Source organism: Flavobacteriales bacterium (assembly GCA_020635855.1).
GTDB lineage: Bacteria > Bacteroidota > Bacteroidia > JACJYZ01 > JACJYZ01 > JACJYZ01.
In genome coordinates this window covers 778,182-802,478 of the sequence record JACJYZ010000002.1, presented here as the reverse complement: position 1 = coordinate 802,478, position 24,297 = coordinate 778,182, and the positions used below count along the sequence as shown (strand labels likewise).

Genomic DNA, 24,297 nt, shown 5'->3' with positions numbered 1-24,297 from the left:
ATCAGGATGGGAATGAGATCAATGGAATGTGTGTACTGATGGCCACCTTGCGTGTTACACTTTTGTGGAAGATGCGTTCCATCAGTTTGCGGTGATGCGCCACCATGGCAATCAGGTGGGCACCGGTTTCGTCGGCCACGCGTTCGATGACCTCACTTACATCGTCACCAGCCGCTTCACGGAATTCTACTTTCAACCCCTCGTACACCTTGCCCAATGTAGCATGGGTGGCGCTCTGCACACTGGCCATGCTTTTCTCGTTCACGTGCACCACCGTCAGGCGTGCATCGAAATGTCGTGCGAATGCGGCCAAGGCATCGGGCGCATCCACTCCACCTTCGGTTTCCGCATCAGATGCAAACAGGATCTTTTCCGGGGAATGGATCTCCGCCTTTTCGGGCACAATGATCACCGGACATGGGAGATGACGGATGCATTCCACGGCATGACTTCCCACCAGTAACTCCCGCATCGGGCTCATGCCATGCGAACCCATAACCACCATTGCACCTTCCTCCTTTTTGGCCAACCTGGCAATGGCATCCACCACATCGCCTTCATACGCCTGGCAAACCAACTCGGCGCCAATACGCCCCTTCAGTTCTTCGGCTTTTTTCTGCAAGTCCTGCTCGGCCTTTTCCTTCAGTATTTCCAATCCGGGAATCACCGCAGAAGGATACGTCAATGGAATCTGGTACACATGTATCAGTAGAAAGCGTGTGGCCGTTTTTCCAAAAAGCCCGATGGCATACTCAACTGCCTGGTCGGAACATGCACTGAAATCAGTAGGTAAGATGATGGTTTTCATGGTTCGTTTTGCTGAGGTCCGGGCAACAAAAAAGGCGTTGAAACATTGTCATCACGCCCTGCTTTCCATGCCCTTCAACCTGTTCTGTATGATGGATAGGCTAAGTTATGGATTACAAATATCTTTTACCATGACTTACATCACCGGCCGCGGTGAAAAAGCCTTTTCGTATTTTTGAAGATGCTCCGGTGCTACCTGTTTGTTTTGCTTACCTGCCACTTCGTTTCGATTGCGAGAGCACAGTCGACTGACCCCGGCATTCCGGTGATGCGCATTGCTTTCTACAATGTGGAGAACCTGTTTCACCCCGAGAATGACAGCCTGACCCTTGACGATGAATTCACACCTGACGGAAAACTTCACTGGACGTACAACCGCTACCGCACCAAGCTTCAGCACATCAGCAAGGTACTGATGGGTATTGGCGGCTGGGACGGGCTTGCCATTGCCGGCATGTGCGAACTGGAAAACCGGCAGGTGCTTGAAGACCTGTTGAAGGATACGCCGCTTTCAAACGGCAACTGGGGCATCGTGCATCACGACTCACCCGACCGCCGAGGAATTGACGTCGGGTTGATCTACAACAGGCGGTTCTTTACAGTGATTTGCGACAGCGCATACCGCGTGTGCCCGCCGGGAAGCCAGCTTCGTACGCGAGACATCCTGTATGTGAAAGGTGTGATTAACGGTAGGGATACGCTGCACATCATGGTGAACCATTGGCCCAGCCGGCGGGGTGGCGCCGAAGAATCGGAACCGAAACGAATATATGCCGGTCGGGTGTTGAAAGCCATTGCCGACAGCATCCTGCAAAGACAACCTTCGGCCATGATCCTGGTCATGGGCGATTTCAACGACGGCCCGGGCAACGCCAGCATCCGGCAGCTGATTGATACCGGAGTCACCTTCCGGCATACGATGTTACCGCAGGACCCTTTCAGCGGAAGCCATAAGTTCGCGGGCGACTGGGAGCTGCTGGACCAGATCCTTGTGAGTCCGAATTTGCTGGATGGCGTCAACGATTGGCAGGCTTGCCGTGGTCAGGTGTTCACTGCCGACTTCCTGATGGAAGATGACAAAGGGAGCGGCGGCGTTAAACCCCTCCGCACGTACGCTGGTCCCAACTACATCGGTGGCTTCAGCGACCACCTGCCCGTTTGGATCGAACTTTCAAAAATCCCACAGCCATGAAAGTGATCCGCCAAATCCTCCGCTGGCTGGCCATCGCCCCTATCCGGTTTTACCAGTTGTCCATCTCTCCCCTGTTGCCACAAACATGCAGGCATACGCCCACTTGCTCCACCTATACCATTGAAGCCATCAAGGAATGGGGTGTTTTGAAAGGACTCTGGCTCGGCGCCAAACGCTTGTCTAAATGCCATCCCTGGGGAACCCACGGCTATGATCCTGTGCCGAAAAGAAATGCCGCATCCGGCAGCGAACAAAAAAAATGACCCCGGATCTGCCGGGGTCATCTTGCAACCACTAAAACACGCTAAGCTTTACTTTTCGTCTCGGATGAGTTGTACATAACCCGAGTATTCCTTGTCTTTGATCTGCACCAGGTAGAAGTAGGTACCCGACGGAACCGGCACACCTGCAACGGTGGTACCGTCCCACGACAACCGACCGTAGTCAGGTTGATAGATGACTACCCCCCATCTGTTCATGATCATTTTCATGAAGGTGCAACGGGTCAGGTCACCATCGGTTTGAATTTCAAAGTAATCGTTGATGCCGTCGCCATTGGGTGTGAACACAGACGGGATGGTGAAGTTCTGATAGGTATGCCATTCCCCGATCGTGTCCGTCACCATGATGGAGTCGCGGCAGTCGCCGTTCACCACCACCAGTTTGATGTTGGGTAGGGTATTGTAGTCGAACAGGTGCGTCGGCGAAGGGTTGCTGCTGGTGGTACCGTCACCGAAGTCCCAATAGTAATTGCTGCCGTTTGCCGTCAGGTTGTTGAACTTGATTTTCAGTCCGTCACATGTAGGCTCCTGCGTCATGCTGAAGTTGGGCATCGGCAGCGGACTGCTTGACAACATCACATCATCTGTTGCTTCACAACCGTTGGTATCCGTCACGGTGATTACATAGGTCATGGTACTGGTGTTAAGCACGGTAATCGAAGAGGTGGTGCTTCCGGCGTTGTCATTCCACAGGTAGGAATACCCAGGTGTACCGCCCGTCGCCAAACCACCGATGGTGAACGTGAGGTTGTCGCAACCACCCGTATCGGACCCCAATTGGATGTCGAGCACCGTGGGTTGTGTCAGGGCTACAATGGCCGTGGTGTCACAGCCGTACTGATCACTGACGGTCACTGTATACACACCTGCTGCCAGTCCGGTTGCCGGGTTGGTGGTTTGTCCGTCACTCCATATATAAGTAAAAGGTGGTGTACCGCCGGCCGGGATACAGATCGCTTCGCCGTCGTCGCTTTCAAAACAAGAAAGATCGGTGCCGGTGGCCGTGGCCGTTGTGGATGGGGCCGATGGTACGTTCACGGTGCGGATCAGCACACATCCGTTGGCGTCTGTGACAGTAACTGTATACAAGCCGGATGACAGACCGGTGGCCGTTACCGAATCCTGCGAACCGGCATCGCTCCAGACATAGGTATAACCCGGCGTGCCACCTGCCACATTCACGGTAGCCGTACCGGTTGACGTACCGCAAAGGGCTTCCGTGCTATCCGCTGTAGCGGTAATAAGAGTGGGTTGATTGATGGCAACGGAATCGGTATCTGCACATCCGTTTACATCCGTCATGATAATAACATAGGTTCCGGCATTCAACCCCACGGCTGTGTCGGTGGTTTGGGCAGTGACATCATCCCACAGGTAGGTGAAGGGTGCTGTTCCACCGACAACGGTTACAGAGGCCCATCCGCTGGAGTCACCGTTGCATGCGGCATCGGTTCCCGTCACGCTAAGCACGGGGGAAGGTTGATCGGCAATGGTCACCGAATCCAGCACCTGACAACCGTTGAGATCCGTCATGGTCACGTGATAGGTTCCGGCAGGGAGTCCGGTCACCGATGCGGTACCGGAGCTGTTGGCATCATCCCACACATAGGTATAGCCGGGTGTGCCACCACCGGCGGTGATACTGATGTTTCCGTTTGCGCTGGTACAGGTTTCGTCGTTGCCGGAGGTAGTATGTGTCAGAATGGTCGGTTCAGTCAGCACCTGGTTGTTGGTGGAGATACATCCGTTGCCATCGGTGACCGTCACGAGGTGGTTACCTCCTGAGAGTCCGGTTGCGGTGGCGGTGGTCTGGCCATCACCCCATACATACGAATAAGGCGTTTGCCCGCCGCTTGGTGTCACGGTGGCCGTTCCGTTCGAATCGGCGAAACAGAGCAGGTCCACGCCGGACATGGTGGTAGATGGCGCCAGTTGGTCGCTGATGTTCACCGAGGAGGTTTGTGTACATCCGAGGCTGTCTGTTACCGTCACGTTGTAGGTACCCGCCCTCAGGCCGGTTGCGGTGGCGGTGGTTTGTGTGGAGTCATCATCCCACACATACACATAGCCTGGTGTACCGCCGGAAGCGGTTACTGTGGCGTCTCCATCCGGCTGGCCACATGAACTGTTGTTTTTCCCGGTGGATATGGACAACACCGTCGGCTGGGTGATGCTGGCAGTGTCAAAGCCAACACATCCGTTGGTATCGGTGATGGTCACGTGATATGTTCCCAGGATCAGGCCGGTGATGCTTGCACTTGTTTGCGAAGAAGGGTCATCCCATTGATAGAAGAAGGGAGATGTTCCGCCGCTGGTGCTGAGGGTGATGGTTCCATCGTTGCCGCCGTTACACGACACATTGGATACGGAGGGATTTCCTGCAAGCGGTCCGGGCTCAATGATATTGGCAGGGATCACCTGGCTGCAACCATTGTCGTCGGTAACGGTCACATTACAGCTTTGGGCCTTGAGGTCGCTGATGTTCTGCGTCGTTTCTCCATTGCACCACAGATAGGTATAAGGCGGGATGCCACCGGAAGGGACGACGGTTGCATAGGCATCACTATCGCCATTGCAAACCAGCGCCGATGCATCCACGGTCAGCGTCAGCACACCCGGGTCTGTAATGGTGATGGAATCTTCCGCCACGCAGGCATTGGCATCGGTAATGGTCACGTGGTGTACGCCGGGTGTAAGTCCGGTTGCCGTTGCAGTGGTTTGTCCGTCGGTCCACAGGTAGGTGAAAGGACTTGTGCCACCGGAAGCGTATGAATTGGCGATGCCATTGAAGTTACCGATACAATCGATGGTGCTGGAATCGAGGATTTCGGGCACGAGTGGGAATGGCCCCGGCAGGGCTGTGGCCAGTTCAAAGGTACATCCGTTCAGGTCGGTGACGGTCACATTGTAATTACCCTGGAACAGGCCGGTGGCGGAGGCAGTGGTCTGGGCGGTGGAATCATCCCATACATACGTATAGCCGGGTGTACCCCCTGTTACGGTAAGTGCAATATCTCCGCGGTCGGCATAGCAGAGCACGGTGGTGGGTGTATCTGCCACGGCCAGGTCATTCGGTTGTGTAATGGTGATGGTGCGCGTTCCCGAACACATGCTGTTGTCGTCTACGGTTACGGTGTAGGTACCTGCAAGGAGTCCGGTCACGGTTTGGGATGTATGTCCACCTGGCGACCAGGAATACGTGAAGGGCCCGGTACCATTGTTGGGTGAAACGGAGACCATGCCCGTGCTGTCGCGATAACAGGCAAGGTTGGTGCTGGATGGTGTCAGGGCAATCACCGTTCCTTCGGTAACGGTAATGGTATCGGATCGGAAACAGGCAACGGTATCCATCACCTGTACCACATATGTACCTGGTGCAAGGCCGGTGGCGGTTTGTGTGGTTTGTCCATTGTTCCATAAATAGGTCCCGGTTCCCCCGGTAACCGTTACGGTGGCTGTTCCATTGGCACTACCGCAGGCGGCGGGTGTCATGGAGGTAGAAAGGCTCAAAACGGAATTTCCGTCGATCACGATGGATGAGGTATCCTGGCAGGTGGAGCCGTCATCCACGGTCACCTTGTACACACCCGGCATGAGGCCGGTGATATCTTCCGTGGTGGCACCATTGTCCCACGCGTAGTTATATGGCGCACTGCCTCCGATTACGGTCAGGTCTGCGGTACCATCACCCGCACCGCCGCCGGTGCAAGTAATGGCTGTATCAAGACCTGTATTGCTATTCCTTATATAGGCACTTAGCTTTATCCAATTCACTCCTGCCAGGTTTCCGGTATAATCCATGGTCACATTACCACCGGTTGCAGGTTCATCCGAAAACCATCCCCAGATCGATCCCTGATTGTCGTTCCAGCGCATGGTTTGACCAGCTCCGGGACCGGTCACTGTGCCGGCATTCGTAGCCATCAGATCCACTACCAGATCCCTGTTGGATACGGTGGTAACGGTTACACTGGCACTTCCACCTGTACCATACCAACTTACAGTATTGAAAAACGGTGATCCTCCTGAAAGATTCACACAGGAATACGACACTGCTCCTCCTGCAGCGTTGGTGGTTTTGTTGGCACAGCTGACTTCTATATCTGCAGTTCCGGTTGCAGGATTTTTCAAGTACCACCACTGTACTGCTGCGGTTGGAGAAATCGAACTGGTGCTTGCCTGTGTGAGCGCATTCCCATCGTATGTTACTGCCGAAGGGCCGGTATTTCCGCTGTAGGTAATCCCAACTATTAACAATCGGTTGGGAGCTGGTCCTACGGTATGTTCCCAGGAGAGCGTCCATGCGCTACCAGGGGAAGCGCCGGCTTCATGGCTGCTGTTATCAAACTGTACCGATCCGCAATTGGTAAACACCGTATCACAATATTCATCACACACGGTGGCATCCGCTTTGGCGAGGTTGAGGCCGCATTTATAGCAGCTGTCGATCACCACGGGGAAATCTTTCAGGGTATCGTTACAGAAGTTGCTGGTGCCTGAGTAACCAATGAGGTTCACCATGTAGGTACCGGGTCCCGGATAGCTGTAGGTTGGATTGCTGACAGTTGATGTATCGTTGGGGTCGTTGGCCAGGTCACCGAAATCCCACAGGTAGGAAATGGCACCCACGCTGCTGTTGGTAAAAGTAGCCGAGCTGTTGAGGCAATTGGTGCTATAGTTACCGATGGCGGTCACCACATCTTTCTGGCAGCTCAATACATTGAACTGGAAGTCGCGGCGGGTGGTGCTCAGGAACACACCGTTGCGGTATTCGGAGACGCAAACACCCACCACATATTGTCCTACGTTGGTAGGGGTTCCTTTCAAGAGTCCATTGGCATCAATAGTAAGCGTGCCCCCCATGGGATTGTTTTGGGTGAAGGGCGGTTTGAACGTGATCGGACTGTATGGCGGAGTGAAAGGCGGCTGCGGCATGGGTGTTCCGCTTGGAGAATTCAGCGGGGTACACAGAGAATATACGAGTGAGTCGCCGTCGGGATCGGTGGCGGAGTGATCAAAACTCAGCTCCATGCCGGCGCATACAAACACGGGCGGCCATTGGTTGATGGTTGGGTTGCTGTTACAAGTCACCACGGTACGTGACGGGATGGTGGCGTAATAGGTAGCACCCACATTGCCGGGGTTGTTCACGTTAACGATGGTCGGGTTGCGGCAGCACCGCTGGTAGACGAGTTGGTAGCCACCGGTGATATTGGGGAGGTTCACGGTTCCTTTATAGGTGGTCACCTCGATGCAGATATCGGTGGGGATCTTTACGCACTGATCGATTTGGTTGATGGTAGGTGGCACCTGTGTAACGGCGCCATGGTTGAGGTACAGGGTTTGTACCAGGTTGTTGTTCACATTGAATACCCCGACAGCTGCGGGATTATCGAATGGAGGAATACCGGTATAGCAATCCCTGAACACAGTCAAGGTGATCTCATATTGCGTACCGCCGAGGCAGCGGTAGTTGATTTCACCTCCTACAATGTGGGACGCCTGTGCCGGGAGAACGGCAAGTAAAAGGCAGCCTATCGCTGCCAATTTGGGATAAAAACGCATGGCTCTTCCCTTCTTTATTCGCTTCAAACTCTACTGGATTAATGGAAGGTTCTACGCAGGGTCCCCCCAAAGGTTTCCTGCAATTTTGCACGCATTATCCGGTCTTCTGGTGATAGGGCAATGGTCACAGGTCCTTGCGGTTTAAACCACTCCATAAGTATGCTTGCGTGAGGGTAGGATAAAATCCTTTCCAAGAAAATTGGTGTGGATTCCAAAAGTTGTTATATTTGCCCGCCGTTTTCGGGTGTATTATCTGAAAATGATCGTTCTGATAAGCATGTCCATTTTCAGATTTGCACATTCGCAAATTGACATATAATAATGGCCCGTTCGTCTAGGGGTTAGGACGCAAGGTTTTCATCCTTGAAACAGGGGTTCGATTCCCCTACGGGCTACTCTGCAAAACCCAATGGAAATCCATTGGGTTTTTTCGTTTCGCCCTCCGGGGGCTAGCCCTACAGGCTGGCTCCTCCCTAAAATGCTCCACTGGAGCATTTCTTAACGGTCGGCCCTCCTACGGGCTACTCTGAAGTAGAAAGGCCGCTGATTGTCATCAGCGGCCTTTTTTGATTCCAGGGGCGCGGCCTTTCACTTCAGAGTTGTCCCGCGCGCGAACGAGGAACGAGTTCTGCTGCGGGGCTACAAAAACAGCAAGAGCATACAGTGTGGAGCATACAGAACCTCCGATTCACCGTATGCTCTTGTTGTTTTTGCCCTGTATGCCGTATGCAGTTGCTGAATATCTATTCCGACAACCTCCTGATCATCGCGTAAAGCATCTTCGAAAGTTCTTCCAGCCTTTCGTGGAATATGCGGCAGGAGCTTTCCGATCTTCCCTTTTGTGGTCAACCCAACAATCCAGCCCTCCCCAATCAAAGGTTCACACTCAGATTTTTGAATTCCCTACCTTGTGACGATGAAGCTTTATACCCTTCTCATACTACTTACCATTTCATCATCCGGATGGACACAAACAAAGGTATGGACAGCACCCTTCTCTCCTTCATTTGGTAACACCATAGTATTCGAGGCAGATACAATCACTTCCTATTTTGTAAAAGTGATATTCAATTCGACCGAGAACGTGAATGATACCGCCATTGATATCTCCACTTATCTTATTGTTGATTCTATTCCCCAAGAAGACACAAATTACAAATGTTATCTTGTTCAGAATATTGACACGAAAGGTTTTCAGTGTTTTCCTATGATTCTGAGTGAGGATGATCGCATGTATACGGATATCATCTTTTTGCAAAACAACCTAACCTACGGAAGTACCGATGAATTGAAAGCTGCCCTAAAAGAATTAGATGAATATAATGGGCAAAGTAGGTCCGCATTGGACATTGTTTTTTTAAGTTGTAGCATGGGACAAGCATTTACATTGAAATGATTGCCCTCACCACCACCTTCAAATCCTCCACCGGGTTCGATTTTCGTCCCCTTCGGGCTACAAAAACAGCAAGAGCATACAGTGTGGAGCATACAGAACCTCCGATTCACCGTATGCTCTTGTTATTTTTGCCCTGTATGCTGTTGCTGACACTGTATGCTGACATTAAGGGTAAACCACCCTCTGGGATGGCGTTTTTTCGTTTCGCCCTCCGGGGGCCTGCCCTGCAGGCCGGCTCCTCCCTAAAATGCATGAGCAACGGCAAGAACGAGAGGGTCCCTCCCATCCAAAAGTTCTCCCAAATCCTGCATTTTTTTATCTGAAAACATGTTCCCGAAGTGTTTTGGGGGCTTGATTTCACTTCTTGCATCAAACAAAAACCCCAGGAACATGAAGCAGAATGGATCTTTCAAATGGCTGCTTGTCAGCGCATCATTTTTATCCGGAATTACGACCGCAAGCGCCCAGCATCTTTGGTATCCCGACAGGAAAAATGGCGACATCATCATGAACGAGGTGATGGTCACCAACACCACCGGTTGCTCTTATTGGGAAACCATGGGTTGGAATGTGGGCAGCCAGGGTGGCGCCTATTGCGGCATCCAGCAGAAAAGCCAGGGAACCAACTTTATCTTTTCCATCTGGGATCCGATCGGAACCTCCACCCCCATCACCGCACCTTATAAACTGCCCAACTCCATTGTGACGAAATTCGGCGGTGAAGGCACCGGCCTGCACTACGACGACAATTTTCAAGTCGGTTGGAAAATGAACACGTGGGTGAGAACCGTCAGCAGACGCTGGGATTACAAAGGGCATAGCTTCTTCGGCTTCTGGAGCTACGACCACGGAACAGGCAAATGGACGCACCACGTGACCATGGATTTCCCGGTTGCAAACGTACGCTTCAACAGCGGCGGAACCAATTCATTCCTGGAAGACTGGTGCAGCTCAAGCCAGAACTACCGGAAAGGACTTTACAAAAACGGCTACAAGCGAACGTACGACACCAAAACATGGATCCCCTGGAATACCGCCTCCTACTCGGGAAACGGATCCTCATCCACCGACAACAAAGCCAATGCCGGCGTTGAGAACGGCGCTTACTTCATGGAGTTCGGCGGCAGTACGGTGAAGAGCATATCCGAAGGCCAGTCGTTTAACATCACCCTCCCTGCATTGCCCGTGCTAACCGTCGGACAGCTCACTTCCATCACGGTAACCGATGACCCCGATTCCGTACATGTGGCATGGGTAACGGATCAGACAAAAAGTCCACAGTTTTCCTTTACCATCCAGGTGGTGAATTCCTCCAACGTTGTGGTGGTAACCATTACGGACACGGTGCCGCACCTGAGATCACGCTCCGTCAGCATCAAAAACCTGCCAGACGGCGATTATACCGTGCATGTATATATGACGGACATTTTTGACCAACAATCGAATGAAATGACAAAAACCATTACCATCGGCACTACCACCGGAATTTCGGATCACGGATTGGAACAGACAAAGGCTTTCTCACTATTTCCCAACCCCTGCAACAAGTCGGCAAACATTGTATGGAATGCGGATGTGGTCCGGGAAGGCCACCTGTCTGTTCACGACCTCGCCGGTCGGGTAATTATGGAGGCTATGCCTGTATCCGGCAACACAAGCTCCCTTGATGTTTCCGCACTTCCCGATGGGGTTTACATCGTGCAGTTAACCGATATGAACGGACATGCACGTCAGCAGCTCAAACTTATAAAGGCCGGTCTTTAGAAGGCCAGTCGTGATTTAAGGAGCCGGTAGAGTCGGATCCAATACGGAGCGAACCGTGTGAACCCCAGGGCATGCGGTTTCGCTCCTTTTCATTTTGGGTGAACCGGATCTCAATACCCGCCCGTTTATCGGTTGCCCCTTTCGGCCGCAACAACCATCTGAACAAAATTCACTATATTGGGGGTACGACAGTAGTGGTGCTTTCAAATTTTCGTGTGTGTTTGAAGGATCGGTGGCATCTCATCTCATCCGACAACCAAATGTATTAGCAAACCCAGGGAATAACATCCTTCGTGGATGCCTGTGGGTGTGCATACGATCTGAAAAGGAATGCCCCCTGCGGTCATCATGTTTCATTGCAGGCGCATGCATCAGGTTCTGATCATATACATCATCTTACAGAGTTTGCTCTTCTCCGTGGCATTGATCGCCAGCCACAAGAAAGAGAACCGCCCCCTGGCTTTCTATTTTTTCTATCTCTTTTTGTTCCACACCCTTTTTACATTCTGTTCCCGCGACCTTTTCCCCAGCCTTCAATGCAACCAATGGGTCCGCACCGGTTATGAATTCATTGCGCTTTGCAACACGGCCATCGTCACGCATTTCCTGTATTCACTTCTGAACAAACCCATGCCCCGGTCGCTTTACGCCTTGTGGATCCTTCCTTTCATACACGTCACCTTCGACTACCTGACCAGGAGGCATGATCCCGGGCTTTACTTTGCCGGATTTTACAACAACTGGTACCTGAGCTTCCCTATGTATGTGAAGATATTTTTTGTGGGTTTGATGGCATGGCAAATACGCATCTTCCAACAAGAGATCCATGCAACCGATGCCTCCAAACAACATGTTCAGCGACTCAAACTCTACTGGGGAAAATACTTCGTTTACTTTCAACTGGCGTTGTCATCCCTGTTGCTGCTCTATATAGCATTCACGCTTATGAACGGCAGGGTGTTTCAGGCAGATGTACCTGCCTTGACGTATTCGACGGACTACTACAACCTGATCAACCGGATCTGCACAGCTTTTTTTATGCTTGTGTTCGGTTATCTCGCTTTGCGAAACCCCACCGTGTTCAGCGCAGGTTCGGTTCATTTTCATTTTGAACAAAAAATGGTGGAGGCTGTCTTACCGAAGGAAGAGAAACGCCTGCACGAGAAATCAGAATTGACGGACACACAGCTCGAACAGTATTCGGAAATACTCAGCAAGCTGATGAATGAAAACAAGGTGTACCTCGATCATGACCTGTCGCTGAACAAACTCTCCAATCTTTCAAACATTCCTTCGCGCCAGCTCTCACAATATATCAATTCAGCCTTCAACAAAAACTACAAAGAATACATCAACGGTTACCGCGTCACGAATGCAAAGGACCTGCTCATGAAAGACGATTCCCTTACCATTTATTCCATTGCCGTTGACAGCGGGTTCAATGCAGAATCTACATTTTACCAGGTATTCAAGCAGCAAACGGGGCTGACGCCGAAGCAATACCAGGATAGATGTAAAAACAACAAGGGCATACAGCATACAGCATACAGTGCTTCAACCGAAACATAAAGGCATTTCACGGATCCAACAATGACGATTGATCCGGGACGACGGAACACCTGTATGCTGTTGCTCTTACTCACATCCTGTCACTTACAATTACATCCGCCAACTGTTTCAAGATTCTTCACATAGGCGTTGTAGGTATCCTTGTCGTCAAAATTCTTTTGACAAACTTCCTCGTCCTGCTGGTTGTTGTTCCCCTGGCAATCCGTACAATGCACGCACTTGCCACAGGCAGTGAGACAAGCGGAAAATGTGATGAATGCGAATGCGAATACTTTGAATGGGGTCATGACGAGGTCGGTTTGTTTACGAGGTAATATACGGTGGAGCAAGGGCAAGTGCAAGAGCATGGATACTCCCTCCCGTCTGAAACTTAAAGGCATTTCACGGCTCCGTCAAATGACAAGTGATCAAGGCACGACAAAACTACTGTTGCTCTTGCTGTATGCTGTTGCTGTATGCCGTATGCTGTATGCCGTATGCTGTATGCTGTATGCTGTATGCTGTATCCTCATTTCACCCCCAACACAAACCCCACCCCGAACACATTTTCAATGGCGATGTCCGGATCATCCTTCAGGTACTTTCGGATTTTGGTAATGAACACATCAAGGCTCCGGCCCAGGAAGTAATCGTTTTCTCCCCAAACCTCTTTCAGCATGTGTTCCCGCTTCACCACCCGGTTGCGGTGGTCCGAAAGGTATTTGAGGATCTTGCATTCCTTTTCGGTCATGCGTTTTGATTTGCCGTTGATGGTCAGCAGCAGGTTGGCGGGATCAAACACGTACCGTCCCAATGAAATGATTTCAGCTTTGGATTCACCCTCCGGCATCCGACGCACCACGGCCCTGATCTTCATGAGCAACACTTCTTCATCAAAAGGCTTCGTGATGTAATCATCCGCCCCGAGGCCATACCCTTTCAGTTTGTCTTCCTTCAAAGACCGGGCGGTGATGAAGAGAATGGGCACCCGTTCATCCTTCCGACGGATTTCACCCGCCACGGTGAACCCATCCACCTTCGGCATCATCACATCCAGCAAACACACGTCATACGGATACGTGTGGAATGCGTTCAATGCCAGCTCACCATCGGCACAAAGGGTCACCTCGCAACCTTCCTGCTGCAGGTAATCAACCAGCAACATGCCCAGGTTGGGGTCGTCTTCCGCAAGCAATATTTTCAATTTCTCTTTAGACATAAGGCAGCGTGATGGTGAATGTGGTGCCGGCTCCCTTCTTGCTTTCCAGGTGAATCGTTCCGTGATGCAAATCAATGATCTTCTTCACATAAGACAAACCTATACCAAAACCTTTCACGTTGTGCACATCTCCCGTGGGCACCCGGAAAAACTTCCCGAACACTTTCTTCTGGTGAACACGCTCGATTCCCACACCCTTATCCGCCACCGACAGGATGACCGACAAATTGCTGTTCCACGTACGGATGCGTACTTCGGGCTTCTCGTTTGCGTACTTGATGGCATTGTCGATCAGGTTGCCAATTGCATGAACGAGGTGCATCTCGTCACCCATGACGATGCTATGTTCCGCCCCGAGGTCAAGTGTCACCTCTCCTTCTTTGTTTTCGATCTGTAGTCGCATCCGTTGGCATGCCTCGCGGATGAGTTGGTGCAGATCACACCGGGTTTTCCGCAAGGGGATTTCCCCTCTTTCAAGGGCCGTCATACCCAACACCTGCTCCACCTGAAGTGTCAGTTTTTCATTTTCTTCCAGGATGATATCGGTATAGTGCCTTCGCTTTTCTTCCTGGTCCGGCCCTCCTTCCCGTGTGAGCATCTTTCCTGCCAAGGCGATGTTGGTCAGCGGGGTTTTGAACTCATGCGTCATGTTGTTCAGGAAGTCGGTGGTTTGCTCCGACAGCTGTTTTTCCCTGAGGAGCGACAAGATGGTTCGCCATGACATCAGCATCACCACCAGGATCAGTGCCACCGAACTGATGAATGGCACCCCCATTTCCGCCAGGATGAACTGCTCCCTGTCGGGAAACACCAGCTTCAGCAACATACCACCATTCCCGGCGGGGCCACCTATGCAGGCCTGGAACTGTCCGGACCCAGCGGCGCCGTTGTCCAGACTCCAGCCGGTGCCCATTGGCATGGGGCCGGGTTGAATTTCAAAATGATAATCGATGTGGATGTTGTATTCCTCCATGTAGTGATTGAGCAGCGAATCGATCTTCTGCGCTTCATCCTGACCTACGGAGATCTGGAGGTTTTCGGTAACCTTCTGATCGGAGCTGAGCGCTTCCGCGGTTCTGGAAAGTACCATGTTGGCCTTGTCGTTGAATATCTCTTCCTTGATCGCGGCCGTCCCAAGGATCCAGTTGATCTGGATAATGAGCACGATGACCAGGGCAAGCGATGAAAGGGTGATATACAGAAAGGGCCGGTGTCTTTTCATTCGGGCATATCAAATGTATCTCTTTTTCCAGGGCAAAACACCTGAAAAACCAGCATTAACAAGTCATTAACAGGCCAATAACCACTCACTAACAACCTCCGGTACGCAGGGCATGTACCTTTGTTGCATCACCAAAATCAACCGTTATGAAAACCATTCCTGCCACATTGCTCCTGTTATTCCTGGTATCCACCTGTTCCGGTCAGAACTTCAAATACGAGTTTCCGCAGGCTCCAGGCGAATTGCGTTACAACCTGCGCGACACCCAAGCACACCGGGTGAAAAAGGATCAGTTGGAAAGGGCGGAACGGTTGGGAGATTTCATCCCCTTTTATCCCGACAGTTGGATTGCTGACTATCGGAGCGTACAGATCACGGTTACCGTGAACGGTCAAACGCTGACAGCCAAAAGCAGGAATGATGTACTCACGGAGGAACAAAAGAATCTGCTCCGGAAAATCGGCTACGGCAGCGACATCGTGGTTGATGCGTTGTGCTCCCACAAGAACCCGGTGACGGGAAAACCGGAGGAAGTAAACATGCATAACTACGTTACGTTGGCACCCGAAACAGAAGCGGAATTTACCGGGGATCAGCAACAGATGGAAGCCTACTTCAAACGGAACTGCTCCGATCAAGTCGTGGATCGCGTATGGCTGATCGCCCTGGAGCGGATGTCGGCCCGGTTCATGGTGAACGAGAACGGCGTGGTCAGCGATGCCCGGATCCAGCAGTCATCCGGATCACGGGAAATAGACGACCTGTTTCTCAACGCCATCCGGAACATGAAAGGCTGGAAACCGGCCCGGGATGCGCGCGGGGTAAAAGTGAAGGAAGAGTTTGTGGTGAGCGCGGATAGCGGGAAAGGATGCTGAATAACAGCATACAGCAAGGGCAAGGGCAAGTGCGAGAAGGCTTCCTCCAACCGAATCTGAATGGCGTTTCACGGATCCTTTCAATGACCGTTGACCCGGGACGACAGATCCACCTGTATACTGTTGCCATATGCAGTTGCTGATTTTCTTACCTTTCCTCCATGAGCACCCTCAGCAACTTCAAAAAATTCACCGACACCCTGCCACGACAGGGACAAAAAATGCCGGTGCTGTTCACCTCCCATGGCAACCCGATGGACATCCCCCTATCGCGTGATGAGCGCCCCTTCTGGAACGCGCTTTTCGAACTCGGACAAACCCTGAAAAACAAGTTTGATGTAAAAGCCGCCCTGATCGTTTCCGCGCACTGGTGCACCCGAGGCACATACGTGAACATCTCCCCGGAACAAGAACAGATCTTCGATTACTACGGCTTCCCGAAAGAATACTATGAGGTTTTCTACAAAGCCCATGGCGCACCGGCGATCGCGCATGAAGTGAAGAAGATCGTACCGTCCATCACAGAAACACCCGAATGGGGCCTTGACCACGGCGCATGGCCCATGCTGATGCATCTCTTTCCAAATGCCAGCATCCCGGTGTTCCAGATGAGCATCGACTACTACGCCAAACCGGAGTACCACTACGAATTGGGCAGGCAACTCAAATCGCTTCGCGAGAAAGGCGTGCTGATCATCGGTAGCGGATCGCTCATCCACAACCTGAAACTGGCCGGACAAAAGATGATGAAAAACGACATGACGCCGTACGGATGGGAAGCAGAATACGATGCGTGGATCAAGCAACAGATCGACCAGCGCAACCTCAACAACATCATTGATTACGAGAACAGCCACACCCTGGGCAAGCTGGCCGCACCCACGCCTGATCATTATGTGCCGGTGCTCTATAGCCTGGGCCTGATGGATCCCGGCGACGAGATCCGGTACTTTTATGAATCACCACCCACCATTCCGGCGTTCAGTGAAAGAAGTTTTTTGATCGGATGAGAAACTGCAACGGCATACAGCAAGAGCATACAGTAGATACGTCGTCCCTGATCGATCATCCCATAACCGATCCGTGAAACACTTTTATGTTTTTAGTTGGAAGAAGTACATTTGCTGTATGCTGTATGCTGTATGCTGTATGCTTGCCCGCCGAAGTGAAACGAAGGAGGGCTCACTCCACCACCAGCTTCTCTCTTTGCACACCACTTTCAGTGATCAGCTGCACTACATAGATACCCGCCGCGCAACCGGTCTCATGCCAGTGATACGCCTTCTGACCGGGAGCAACCGGCACATCCAATACCAGCGCACCCAGGGAATTGAATACCTGCAATTGTCCGTCCGATGCTGTTCTGAAACGGAAGGTCACCTGGCCAGAAGCAGGGTTCGGATACATGGTCAGTACGTATTCTTCCCGTTCGGGCAATGACCCATTGTTCACATTCACCATGTATTCATACGGACCGATGTCCCACTGTGCACCGCCTGCATTGTCACCATCCAGCGGACGGGTCACCCCGTCAAAGTCCAGGTCACAGATGCCGGTTGCATCCGCACCTTTGTCGATCGCCAGGGTGCTGGCCATGGTCAGATGGAAGTCCACCGGAGGGTTCATCAACTGCGGGTCACCTTCCTGCCCCATGCTTTCCTGACCCGTATAGGCAGTGGTGAACTGAGTAAGATTGCCATAGGTGCTGTTATCAATCCGGAACAGGTCGCAGCTGCTGCAATGGTAAAGATTGGCATCCAGTTCCGTTGCACTGAGTGCAGCTCCGCGCATGTACACCATCGGTGATTGCGCATCGGAGCGATTGAAAATATTATTCTTGACATACACATTCGTGAGGCTACCGGCATCCACATTCAATGCATTCTTCACTGTAATATCATATAACAGGTTGTTATAGATATACACCCGCGTAGCCGGATAATCAGAGATGCCGATATAACCAGGGTATCCATCCCCAAGACTGGTGACGGTCTGCTCCACATTGCTGTAAAGAATGTTGTTCCGGATCACGAGCGAATCCACACCGATCTGTCCGCCCCCGCTTTGGTCCTTGATGGTGATCCCGTCTACGGTGTGGTAGATGACATTGTTCTCGATCAGGATGTCGGACTCGCCGTAGTCGCTGTCGCCACCGGCACTGATGCCTGTCAGGTAAAAGTCATGTAGTTCATTGCCACGAATCACGGCATGGGTAACGGTTCTCACCTTGATACCAGCCACATGACCTTCGATCTCATTGTTCTCCACCGTGTAATTTTCACCATGCGCCAGGTACAGGTGCCAGTCGAACCAAGAATCGGGCTTACCATTGTTCACAAGGTGGTTTCCAGAGATCGTCATGTTCTCACCTTGTATATATACGCCTTGACTGTGGCCTGTCTCGGGTGCGATGTTATAGTTCTCTGCCACATAAGAATTCAGCAGGCTGTTGTCGTGGGTATACAGGATAACGCCGGCAGCGAGTCCGGTCACTTCCATTCCGTCGAACGTGATGTGATGGGGCAGGTAAGTATAAAAGGATTCGTTCACGTAGAGACCAACCGGCCGGTTGCCCGGAGTTGCGGTGGTGGTTACGTGGATGTTCCGTATCACCAGGTATGCGCTTTCCGCACCTTGTGTACCCGATCCGCGCACCGTAATCACGTTACCGGTTGAGGTTTTGTCGAATACGGGTTTGGCGCCGCTTCCATACGCATCAATCACAATTGGATTGCCAGGTGTACCGGCACAGGTGGCCAGGGTGAGATCAGCGGTTGATCCCGACCAGGTATCACCGCGCAGGAAGAAGACAGTGTCTCCGGGAGCGGCAGTTGCATTCAACAGGTTGGATGCTGACGGGAGCGATCGTTTCGGGCCATCGCCATTGCCATCGGGATAAGGCAGAAGACCCGACCAGTTATCATTCCCCTGACTTTCGGAGAAATAGTAGTTGGTGGCGTGCGCCAACTGCAGGAGCACAACCGACAGGATACATAGACAGAGCTTTTTCATACCGTTCTAATGTCTGAAACTTTCAATAGGTAAAGGATGGAACTATAGATGCAACCCCATCAATATACGGGATAATCCGGAAGGAAAAAGCAGGAATGTATGAAGGGAAGGATTGGGTTCACGAAAGGGAGATGACAGGATACAGCAAGAGCATACAGCATACAGCAAGAGCATACAGCATACAGTACCCACTCCCAAGCGAATCGTAGAGGCGTTTAACGGGTTTTTACAGAAAGTTTGACTCCGGTAGGCGCAGCTAAGCCATCTGTTGTTATTAAAACAATTGATCACAATCTTCATTAAGCTCGTTCACTATTTAAGTTTTTTTACATTTTCTTAAATGAGAACCATCATTCTTTAAGACGACTTTACAATCTTAAGAGCAAGCATATATTTGGGTCCAACCGAATCGCTAAGACGTTTCACGACTCCGTTCAAAAACGATGGATCAGGATTGCCGGAACAACTGTATGCTCTTGCTGTATGCTGTTGCTGTACACAGTATGCTTGCCCGCCGAAGTGAAACGAAGGAGGGCTCAATTTTTCACCAACCGTCCGCTCCACACCGTTCCTTCTGACCTCAGCACCACAAAGTAGATACCTGCCGGCAACATGGTGAGATCCACGTTGAACATACCCTTCTGCAGATCACCATTGCCCAATGAACGGATCTTCCTTCCGCTGTGGTCCATCACATCCAAGGTAGCGGATGACAGGTTTTGTGAAGACGAAATCACAAACACACCGTTGCCCGGGTTCGGGAACACCCGGATTCCGCCATTCTCCATAGCAGACGGAATGCCGGTGTACACATAATGATAGATATCCGAAACGTCTGAACATCCGTTCGCGCCCGTTACCTCCACCGTGTAATCTCCGTCGGCCAAGGGCGTACACGTTTGCGCATTGGCCCCGGAAATGGGTTGCCCGTTCAGGTACCACTGGTACGTGGTACCGCTGACGCTTGACGTAAGTATGTTGTTCGACTCGGTTACCACCGGCTTGCCGGGGCCCGGGTTCACCGTCACCTGCACAGGCACCAGGTCGCTGCGACACGCTTCGGCTTCCACTTCCCAATCATAGAAGTAATAGTAGTAGTCGACGCTGGGTGCATTGGTTCCGGTGATGGATACCAAACCTCCATACGAATACGGGAATGCGCCACCGGTGGTGTTTCTGTACAGGTCAATCGTGTCGCTTGTAATTTGCAGGAACCTGCCGGCGCCCTGGGGTATGTCTAAGTCGAGTAAAACCCGTTGCCCTCCGACATGTAGGTTCACGGTTCCGGACGCGATCACATTTCCGCCGTTGCCATCCTTCACCGTGAACGCGCGTTCACCGGCAGATCCTGCATATACATATACCGATTTCAACCTGAACGGCTGAAGCGCATCAAACAGCAATCCGTAACCGGCCGACTGGTGCATACCGCCCGTTCCGATCAACGTATCTGCGGGCCCCACATGGCCCGACGCTACATTCTCCTTTGCACATACATAATACGTTTGACTGGCGGTCAAGGCCGGAGTGACCCAGGTGGTGCCCTCTCCCACCCTGTTGTTGCCGCCCCCGTCATCGTACCATTCAAACACACCGGTGCTCCCGGATGCATTCAGCGCGGCGCTATCACCACTGCAAATGGTCACACCATTCGCGGTGGGTACCGACATGATGTATACATCCACCTGCTGCGTGGTTTGGTCTGAGCTGCCGGAACCATTGTCAACCGTTAGCTTAACCGTATAGGTTCCATTGCTGGTATAGGTATGCGTGGGGTTTTGCGTGGAGGATGAACCGCCGTCACCGAAATCCCACGACCAGTTGGTGGCGCCGGTGGATTGATCGGTAAAGCTGACCATGCCGTCGCAGCTGCGTGTGGTGCTGGCTGTAAAGCTGGCGGTGATCGCGTTGATATTGAAATCCCAGATGCCCTGCCCCCACGTAGAGAACCTGGCCACTTCCTGGCTGCCGTACTTCACACAGTAAACGATCTGGCCCCAGAATACCGGCACGTCGTCATCGGTTGCCAGCGGATACCATTTCTCTTCAGCCACATTGAACACATACGGTCCCATGTTGGTGGATGCAAATACCATCGACCCGTCAGACATGCCCGCCATGCCATTCACTTCTGCAGAAGGAAAATAGTTGGCACCGCTGCCGGTCACATTCTTCCAGGTGACGCCACCGTCTTTAGAGAGGATGGTCTTCACCGATGTGCCGGATTGGGAAGCGAAAAGCACGATCTTTTCATCGTTGGGCGAACTCCACCCCATGCCTTTGTTCTGACTGGAACCCGACATGCCCGTTGCCGATTGTCCGGCGATCTCGCTCCACGATGTTCCGCGGTTGGTTGATTTGAATACCCGACCATCCTGCAGCAGGTACACCACATCTGGGTTCACATGCGACTGCGCGAGGCCTTGTACATAATCACCTGAGTTGGCAGGATCCTGTTCCAGGTCGGAGAATTGCTGCGTGCCGGTGTTGTATTCCATGCGACGGAGTGTGCGGCTGAGCACCCATATCCGGTCTCCGTTGTTCCAGTCGCCTACCGACGGCGTGAAGTAATATCCGCCGTTGAAGTCATAGGAAGAAGAACTTTTGCTGGTCCCGCTGAGTCCTTTGTATGTGGTGCCATTGTACAATTGAATGCGGCTGAACACACCTTCCCCGAAATATTCGTACCTCCATCCGATGAGGCCGTCACCGGTAATGCAACACGGACCGTCTCCTCCACCTACCTGGTCCCAGGAAAGGAGGTCGTTGCCGTAGCTGTTCAGGCGGGTGTTCTGCCAGCCCTGATCCTGTGTACCTGTGGTCATGTCATCGATGTTTTTTGCACCGTAGATGAAACCGCCGCGGTAGGTTTCCTGCGTGGGTTTATCGAAAAGGGAGATGTTGTAGTACACCCCGTCGATGTCGCTTTTGTTGGGATAGCTGGTCTTTGTCCACTCGTTGTATGAGATAAACACACCGCCGTCGGATGACCGGAGCGTCATCAGCTTTCCATCCTTATCATAGAAAAACTGGTTGCCCTGGAAATCGGGATGGTAATTGGTACGCACCTTCGGATCATTGCCCACAGAGTTCTGATAATACCCCCAATACTTGTTGGCTTCGTAGTTGGTGGTTACGCCGGCATCGCGTGTGGTGAGCGGAATGGTGTACCCACCGATGAGGATGTTCGGATCCTCCGGGCTCACGCCGGGGTAGTGACCTGCATCCATGTCGTCACCTATGTCATTGTAATAAACGCTGGTTGTATGTTGGTAGGTCCAGGTCTGACCGTCATTGGTGCTCACATACCATTTCTTGTTGTTCAGGGTGATCCACAATTTCCGGCTGTCGCCACCAATGCCGATGCGACCGCCGGTGGTGGGACTTCCCACCTGGTCGAAAGAAGTTTTCTGGCTGTTCAGTTTGAAGAACTTCGCATCCACGGCAAGGTATACGGAGGATGCATTGGGCTGGCTGCTCCACCGCGGTGAATACAACCGGGCATTGCTGGCGGATGAACCGATGGTCTGGAACTCGGAAAAGGATGCACCGGTATCGGTGGACTTATATACTTTCTTTCCATCGGTCGCATAGATCACGTTGTTGTCTTGCCGGTTCACGATGGTGCTTTTAAGTGAAGACGGGAGTCCGGTTGCATTGCTCCATGTCTTACCGCTGTTGTCGGAATACATGATACCACCGTTCTCGTATGCAGCGATCACACGGCGACCGATACCTTTGGGCAACACAATGAGGTCTTCAAAACGTGCGGGGTGTTTGGGATTGATGAGGGTCCAGTCATCACCTGTAAGGGTACCTTTCCAGATGAACTGCACACCGCCATAGTGACCGTTGGTGACGGCATACACAGTGTCGGTTCCTTCATCCATTTCGGTATAATAGAAAGTTCCCGGCATGTTGTAAGGGCCACGACAAACCCAGTTTCCACCGAGCGCACCACCGGCATAGCTGCCTTGCACTTCGGATACCCGCCGTGCAGAAAGCTGTGCGAGGGAGTTACGTACCTTTTCGAATTCAGCCTTGTAATGCTGCGCTTCTTCCGGCGTCCATGACCTGTTCTTGTCGGGGTTGTTTTCATTCTCATCCTCGGGACCATATTCACCGGGATGACCAATATCCATCAGCTGCGGACGTACCAGATCAGCATCGGATCTACTTTTATACTTACCAACGATCAGAACCATGCAGGTAAAGACCGCCAGCACAACCGCGGGGAGGGGCCTGAATTTCATACGAAGAGTTTTAAAAAGCGCCATGAGACAGGATGTGGTCGGACATAACCCTACACAATATAACCTGGCATCATTTCCACCAAAAGAAAGTCACTACACTTACACGAGATGCAATGTAGGGAATGCAAACCTAAAACGCAATTTTATTTTGATCACTAGGAGAATAGCTTTCAAGAATCGAAATTAAATTTCGATCAAACACACTTCACCCCTCCTTCACCAACTTCTCAAAATATGCCTTCAACATGTGGCTCCCTCTTGTTGGCTACCATATCCATGGCCAGTACCTGCTGATTTTTTAAATGCAGATCGCATGAAGGAATACAGGACCAAAGGCAGAAGTCCGTGCGACAAACGCACCATTACTTCGAAGGCATACTGGTTGATGCTTTCCCAGAAAAAATCAACATAGAAGTTCGCGGCGATGCGCGCAAAAGCCGTCAGCAACCCCCAACCCACCGCGTATAACAAGAATGGTCCTGCAACCTGTGAAAAAAAGATCGCAATGCCCACGATGAAATCCATACATGCTGCCACCTGCAGGAAAGACCGTGCAGCGGGTTCTGACATGCCGAACACATGTATGAGCATGTCTACAAAACCACCCGGCTGAGGATAAAACCCTACCGCATACAAACCATGTCCGATAAACGTTGCGGCGATTGCAAGCCGGGCATACAACATCCAACGCCCTAGTGTTACCTTACCAAACACCCAAGCCCATAACAAAACCGGACATGCGATCTGGATCACATGCTCGAGCATCACACCCAACTGAAAGGCCCGTTCCTTGCACTCGAGAAAAGACAAAAACACCAGCAGAAAAGCACCACCCCATAGCACCCATCCCATCCACTTGCGATCCTTCCTTACCAACCATACACACAATGCAGCCACCACATAAAACCAACCGGCGCACCTGATCATGATTTGAATTCCCCGATCAACCGCCGGGTTCGTTACATAACTGTTCCAATCCGCTCCCGTAAGGAAAGTAACCACCCCCTCCATCAGACGCTGATCCCACAACAGGGCACGGAAAGGCGCATCCCACACCAGGTGCTGCCACGCACGACCCGCAAAAACGAAAAAGCATGCTACCTTCAGTATGGCGATGAACTGACTTCCCGAATGGTGAGCCGGACTGCTTTGACATTCCACGT

At 51.8% G+C, this 24,297-nt stretch carries 15 protein-coding genes and 1 tRNA gene; 8 read left to right on the top strand and 8 right to left on the bottom strand.

Going from position 1 to position 24,297, the window contains the following annotated elements:
• Nucleotide 1: 1 nt before the first annotated feature.
• On the bottom strand, nucleotides 2–808 hold the full coding sequence (locus H6585_03305; GenBank protein MCB9447355.1) for a universal stress protein: 807 nt from the start codon (nucleotides 806–808) through the stop codon (nucleotides 2–4).
• A gap of 174 nt (nucleotides 809–982) precedes the next feature.
• On the opposite strand from H6585_03305, the gene H6585_03300 reads away from it, so the two are divergent.
• Together H6585_03300 and yidD are read left to right on the top strand one after the other, a co-directional pair.
• The gene (locus tag H6585_03300; protein ID MCB9447354.1) at nucleotides 983–1,999 is read left to right on the top strand and encodes an endonuclease; all 1,017 of its coding nucleotides are present in this window, start codon (nucleotides 983–985) and stop codon (nucleotides 1,997–1,999) included.
• Entirely contained in the window at nucleotides 1,996–2,262 is a 267-nt protein-coding gene (yidD, locus tag H6585_03295) for a membrane protein insertion efficiency factor YidD (GenBank protein ID MCB9447353.1), read from the top strand. Before H6585_03300 ends, yidD begins: the two co-directional genes overlap by 4 nt.
• 48 nt (nucleotides 2,263–2,310) lie before the next feature.
• On the opposite strand, the gene H6585_03290 is transcribed toward yidD, so the two are convergent.
• Nucleotides 2,311–7,872, bottom strand: coding sequence for a gliding motility-associated C-terminal domain-containing protein (locus H6585_03290; GenBank protein MCB9447352.1), 5,562 nt, complete (start codon nucleotides 7,870–7,872; stop codon nucleotides 2,311–2,313).
• A gap of 296 nt (nucleotides 7,873–8,168) precedes the next feature.
• Here H6585_03290 and H6585_03285 point away from each other — a divergent pair.
• The 4 genes from H6585_03285 to H6585_03270 all read left to right on the top strand — a co-directional run bounded on the left by H6585_03285 (nucleotide 8,169) and on the right by H6585_03270 (nucleotide 12,574).
• Nucleotides 8,169–8,240, top strand: a tRNA-Glu gene (locus H6585_03285).
• Between the two features lie 689 nt (nucleotides 8,241–8,929).
• Nucleotides 8,930–9,241, top strand: coding sequence for a hypothetical protein (locus H6585_03280; GenBank protein MCB9447351.1), 312 nt, complete (start codon nucleotides 8,930–8,932; stop codon nucleotides 9,239–9,241).
• A 390-nt stretch (nucleotides 9,242–9,631) separates the two neighbouring features.
• The gene (locus H6585_03275) at nucleotides 9,632–11,005 is read left to right on the top strand and encodes a DUF3472 domain-containing protein (protein ID MCB9447350.1); all 1,374 of its coding nucleotides are present in this window, start codon (nucleotides 9,632–9,634) and stop codon (nucleotides 11,003–11,005) included.
• Between the two features lie 366 nt (nucleotides 11,006–11,371).
• The gene (locus H6585_03270; protein ID MCB9447349.1) at nucleotides 11,372–12,574 is read left to right on the top strand and encodes an AraC family transcriptional regulator; all 1,203 of its coding nucleotides are present in this window, start codon (nucleotides 11,372–11,374) and stop codon (nucleotides 12,572–12,574) included.
• Nucleotides 12,575–12,654: 80 nt separating this feature from the next.
• Here the strand turns inward: H6585_03270 and H6585_03265 are convergent, their stop codons facing one another.
• The 3 genes from H6585_03265 to H6585_03255 form a co-directional block, all read right to left on the bottom strand.
• A complete protein-coding gene (locus H6585_03265) occupies nucleotides 12,655–12,861 on the bottom strand; it encodes a hypothetical protein (protein ID MCB9447348.1) in 207 nt (68 codons plus the stop codon).
• Between the two features lie 221 nt (nucleotides 12,862–13,082).
• Nucleotides 13,083–13,772 (bottom strand): response regulator transcription factor, encoded by a 690-nt coding sequence (locus tag H6585_03260; GenBank protein MCB9447347.1) that lies wholly within the window; start codon nucleotides 13,770–13,772, stop codon nucleotides 13,083–13,085.
• Nucleotides 13,765–14,994, bottom strand: coding sequence for a HAMP domain-containing histidine kinase (locus H6585_03255; GenBank protein MCB9447346.1), 1,230 nt, complete (start codon nucleotides 14,992–14,994; stop codon nucleotides 13,765–13,767). The genes H6585_03260 and H6585_03255 overlap by 8 nt, the downstream gene beginning before the upstream one ends.
• A 146-nt stretch (nucleotides 14,995–15,140) precedes the next feature.
• On the opposite strand from H6585_03255, the gene H6585_03250 reads away from it, so the two are divergent.
• Nucleotides 15,141–15,869, top strand: coding sequence for an energy transducer TonB (locus H6585_03250; protein ID MCB9447345.1), 729 nt, complete (start codon nucleotides 15,141–15,143; stop codon nucleotides 15,867–15,869).
• A gap of 161 nt (nucleotides 15,870–16,030) precedes the next feature.
• Nucleotides 16,031–16,879, top strand: coding sequence for a dioxygenase (locus H6585_03245; protein ID MCB9447344.1), 849 nt, complete (start codon nucleotides 16,031–16,033; stop codon nucleotides 16,877–16,879).
• 172 nt (nucleotides 16,880–17,051) lie between these two features.
• Here the strand turns inward: H6585_03245 and H6585_03240 are convergent, their stop codons facing one another.
• From H6585_03240 to H6585_03230, 3 genes are all read right to left on the bottom strand, one after another.
• Nucleotides 17,052–18,881, bottom strand: coding sequence for a right-handed parallel beta-helix repeat-containing protein (locus H6585_03240; GenBank protein ID MCB9447343.1), 1,830 nt, complete (start codon nucleotides 18,879–18,881; stop codon nucleotides 17,052–17,054).
• A 536-nt stretch (nucleotides 18,882–19,417) separates the two neighbouring features.
• The gene (locus tag H6585_03235; GenBank protein ID MCB9447342.1) at nucleotides 19,418–23,134 is read right to left on the bottom strand and encodes a PKD domain-containing protein; all 3,717 of its coding nucleotides are present in this window, start codon (nucleotides 23,132–23,134) and stop codon (nucleotides 19,418–19,420) included.
• Between the two features lie 240 nt (nucleotides 23,135–23,374).
• Nucleotides 23,375–24,295: a hypothetical protein gene (locus H6585_03230; GenBank protein MCB9447341.1), complete on the bottom strand. Its 921-nt coding sequence runs from the start codon at nucleotides 24,293–24,295 to the stop codon at nucleotides 23,375–23,377.
• Between the last annotated feature and the right edge of the window lie 2 nt (nucleotides 24,296–24,297).

Excerpts from the sequence above, each read along its gene's own strand:
- H6585_03305 (MCB9447355.1), bottom strand. The coding sequence starts at position 808 with ATGAAAACCATCATCTTACCTACTGATTTCAGTGCATGTTCCGACCAG.
- yidD (MCB9447353.1), top strand. The coding sequence starts at position 1,996 with ATGAAAGTGATCCGCCAAATCCTCCGCTGGCTGGCCATCGCCCCTATC.
- H6585_03275 (MCB9447350.1), top strand. The coding sequence starts at position 9,632 with ATGAAGCAGAATGGATCTTTCAAATGGCTGCTTGTCAGCGCATCATTT.
- H6585_03270 (MCB9447349.1), top strand. The coding sequence starts at position 11,372 with ATGCATCAGGTTCTGATCATATACATCATCTTACAGAGTTTGCTCTTC.
- H6585_03265 (MCB9447348.1), bottom strand. The coding sequence starts at position 12,861 with ATGACCCCATTCAAAGTATTCGCATTCGCATTCATCACATTTTCCGCT.
- H6585_03260 (MCB9447347.1), bottom strand. The coding sequence starts at position 13,772 with ATGTCTAAAGAGAAATTGAAAATATTGCTTGCGGAAGACGACCCCAAC.
- H6585_03255 (MCB9447346.1), bottom strand. The coding sequence starts at position 14,994 with ATGAAAAGACACCGGCCCTTTCTGTATATCACCCTTTCATCGCTTGCC.
- H6585_03250 (MCB9447345.1), top strand. The coding sequence starts at position 15,141 with ATGAAAACCATTCCTGCCACATTGCTCCTGTTATTCCTGGTATCCACC.
- H6585_03245 (MCB9447344.1), top strand. The coding sequence starts at position 16,031 with ATGAGCACCCTCAGCAACTTCAAAAAATTCACCGACACCCTGCCACGA.
- H6585_03240 (MCB9447343.1), bottom strand. The coding sequence starts at position 18,881 with ATGAAAAAGCTCTGTCTATGTATCCTGTCGGTTGTGCTCCTGCAGTTG.
- H6585_03235 (MCB9447342.1), bottom strand. The coding sequence starts at position 23,134 with ATGAAATTCAGGCCCCTCCCCGCGGTTGTGCTGGCGGTCTTTACCTGC.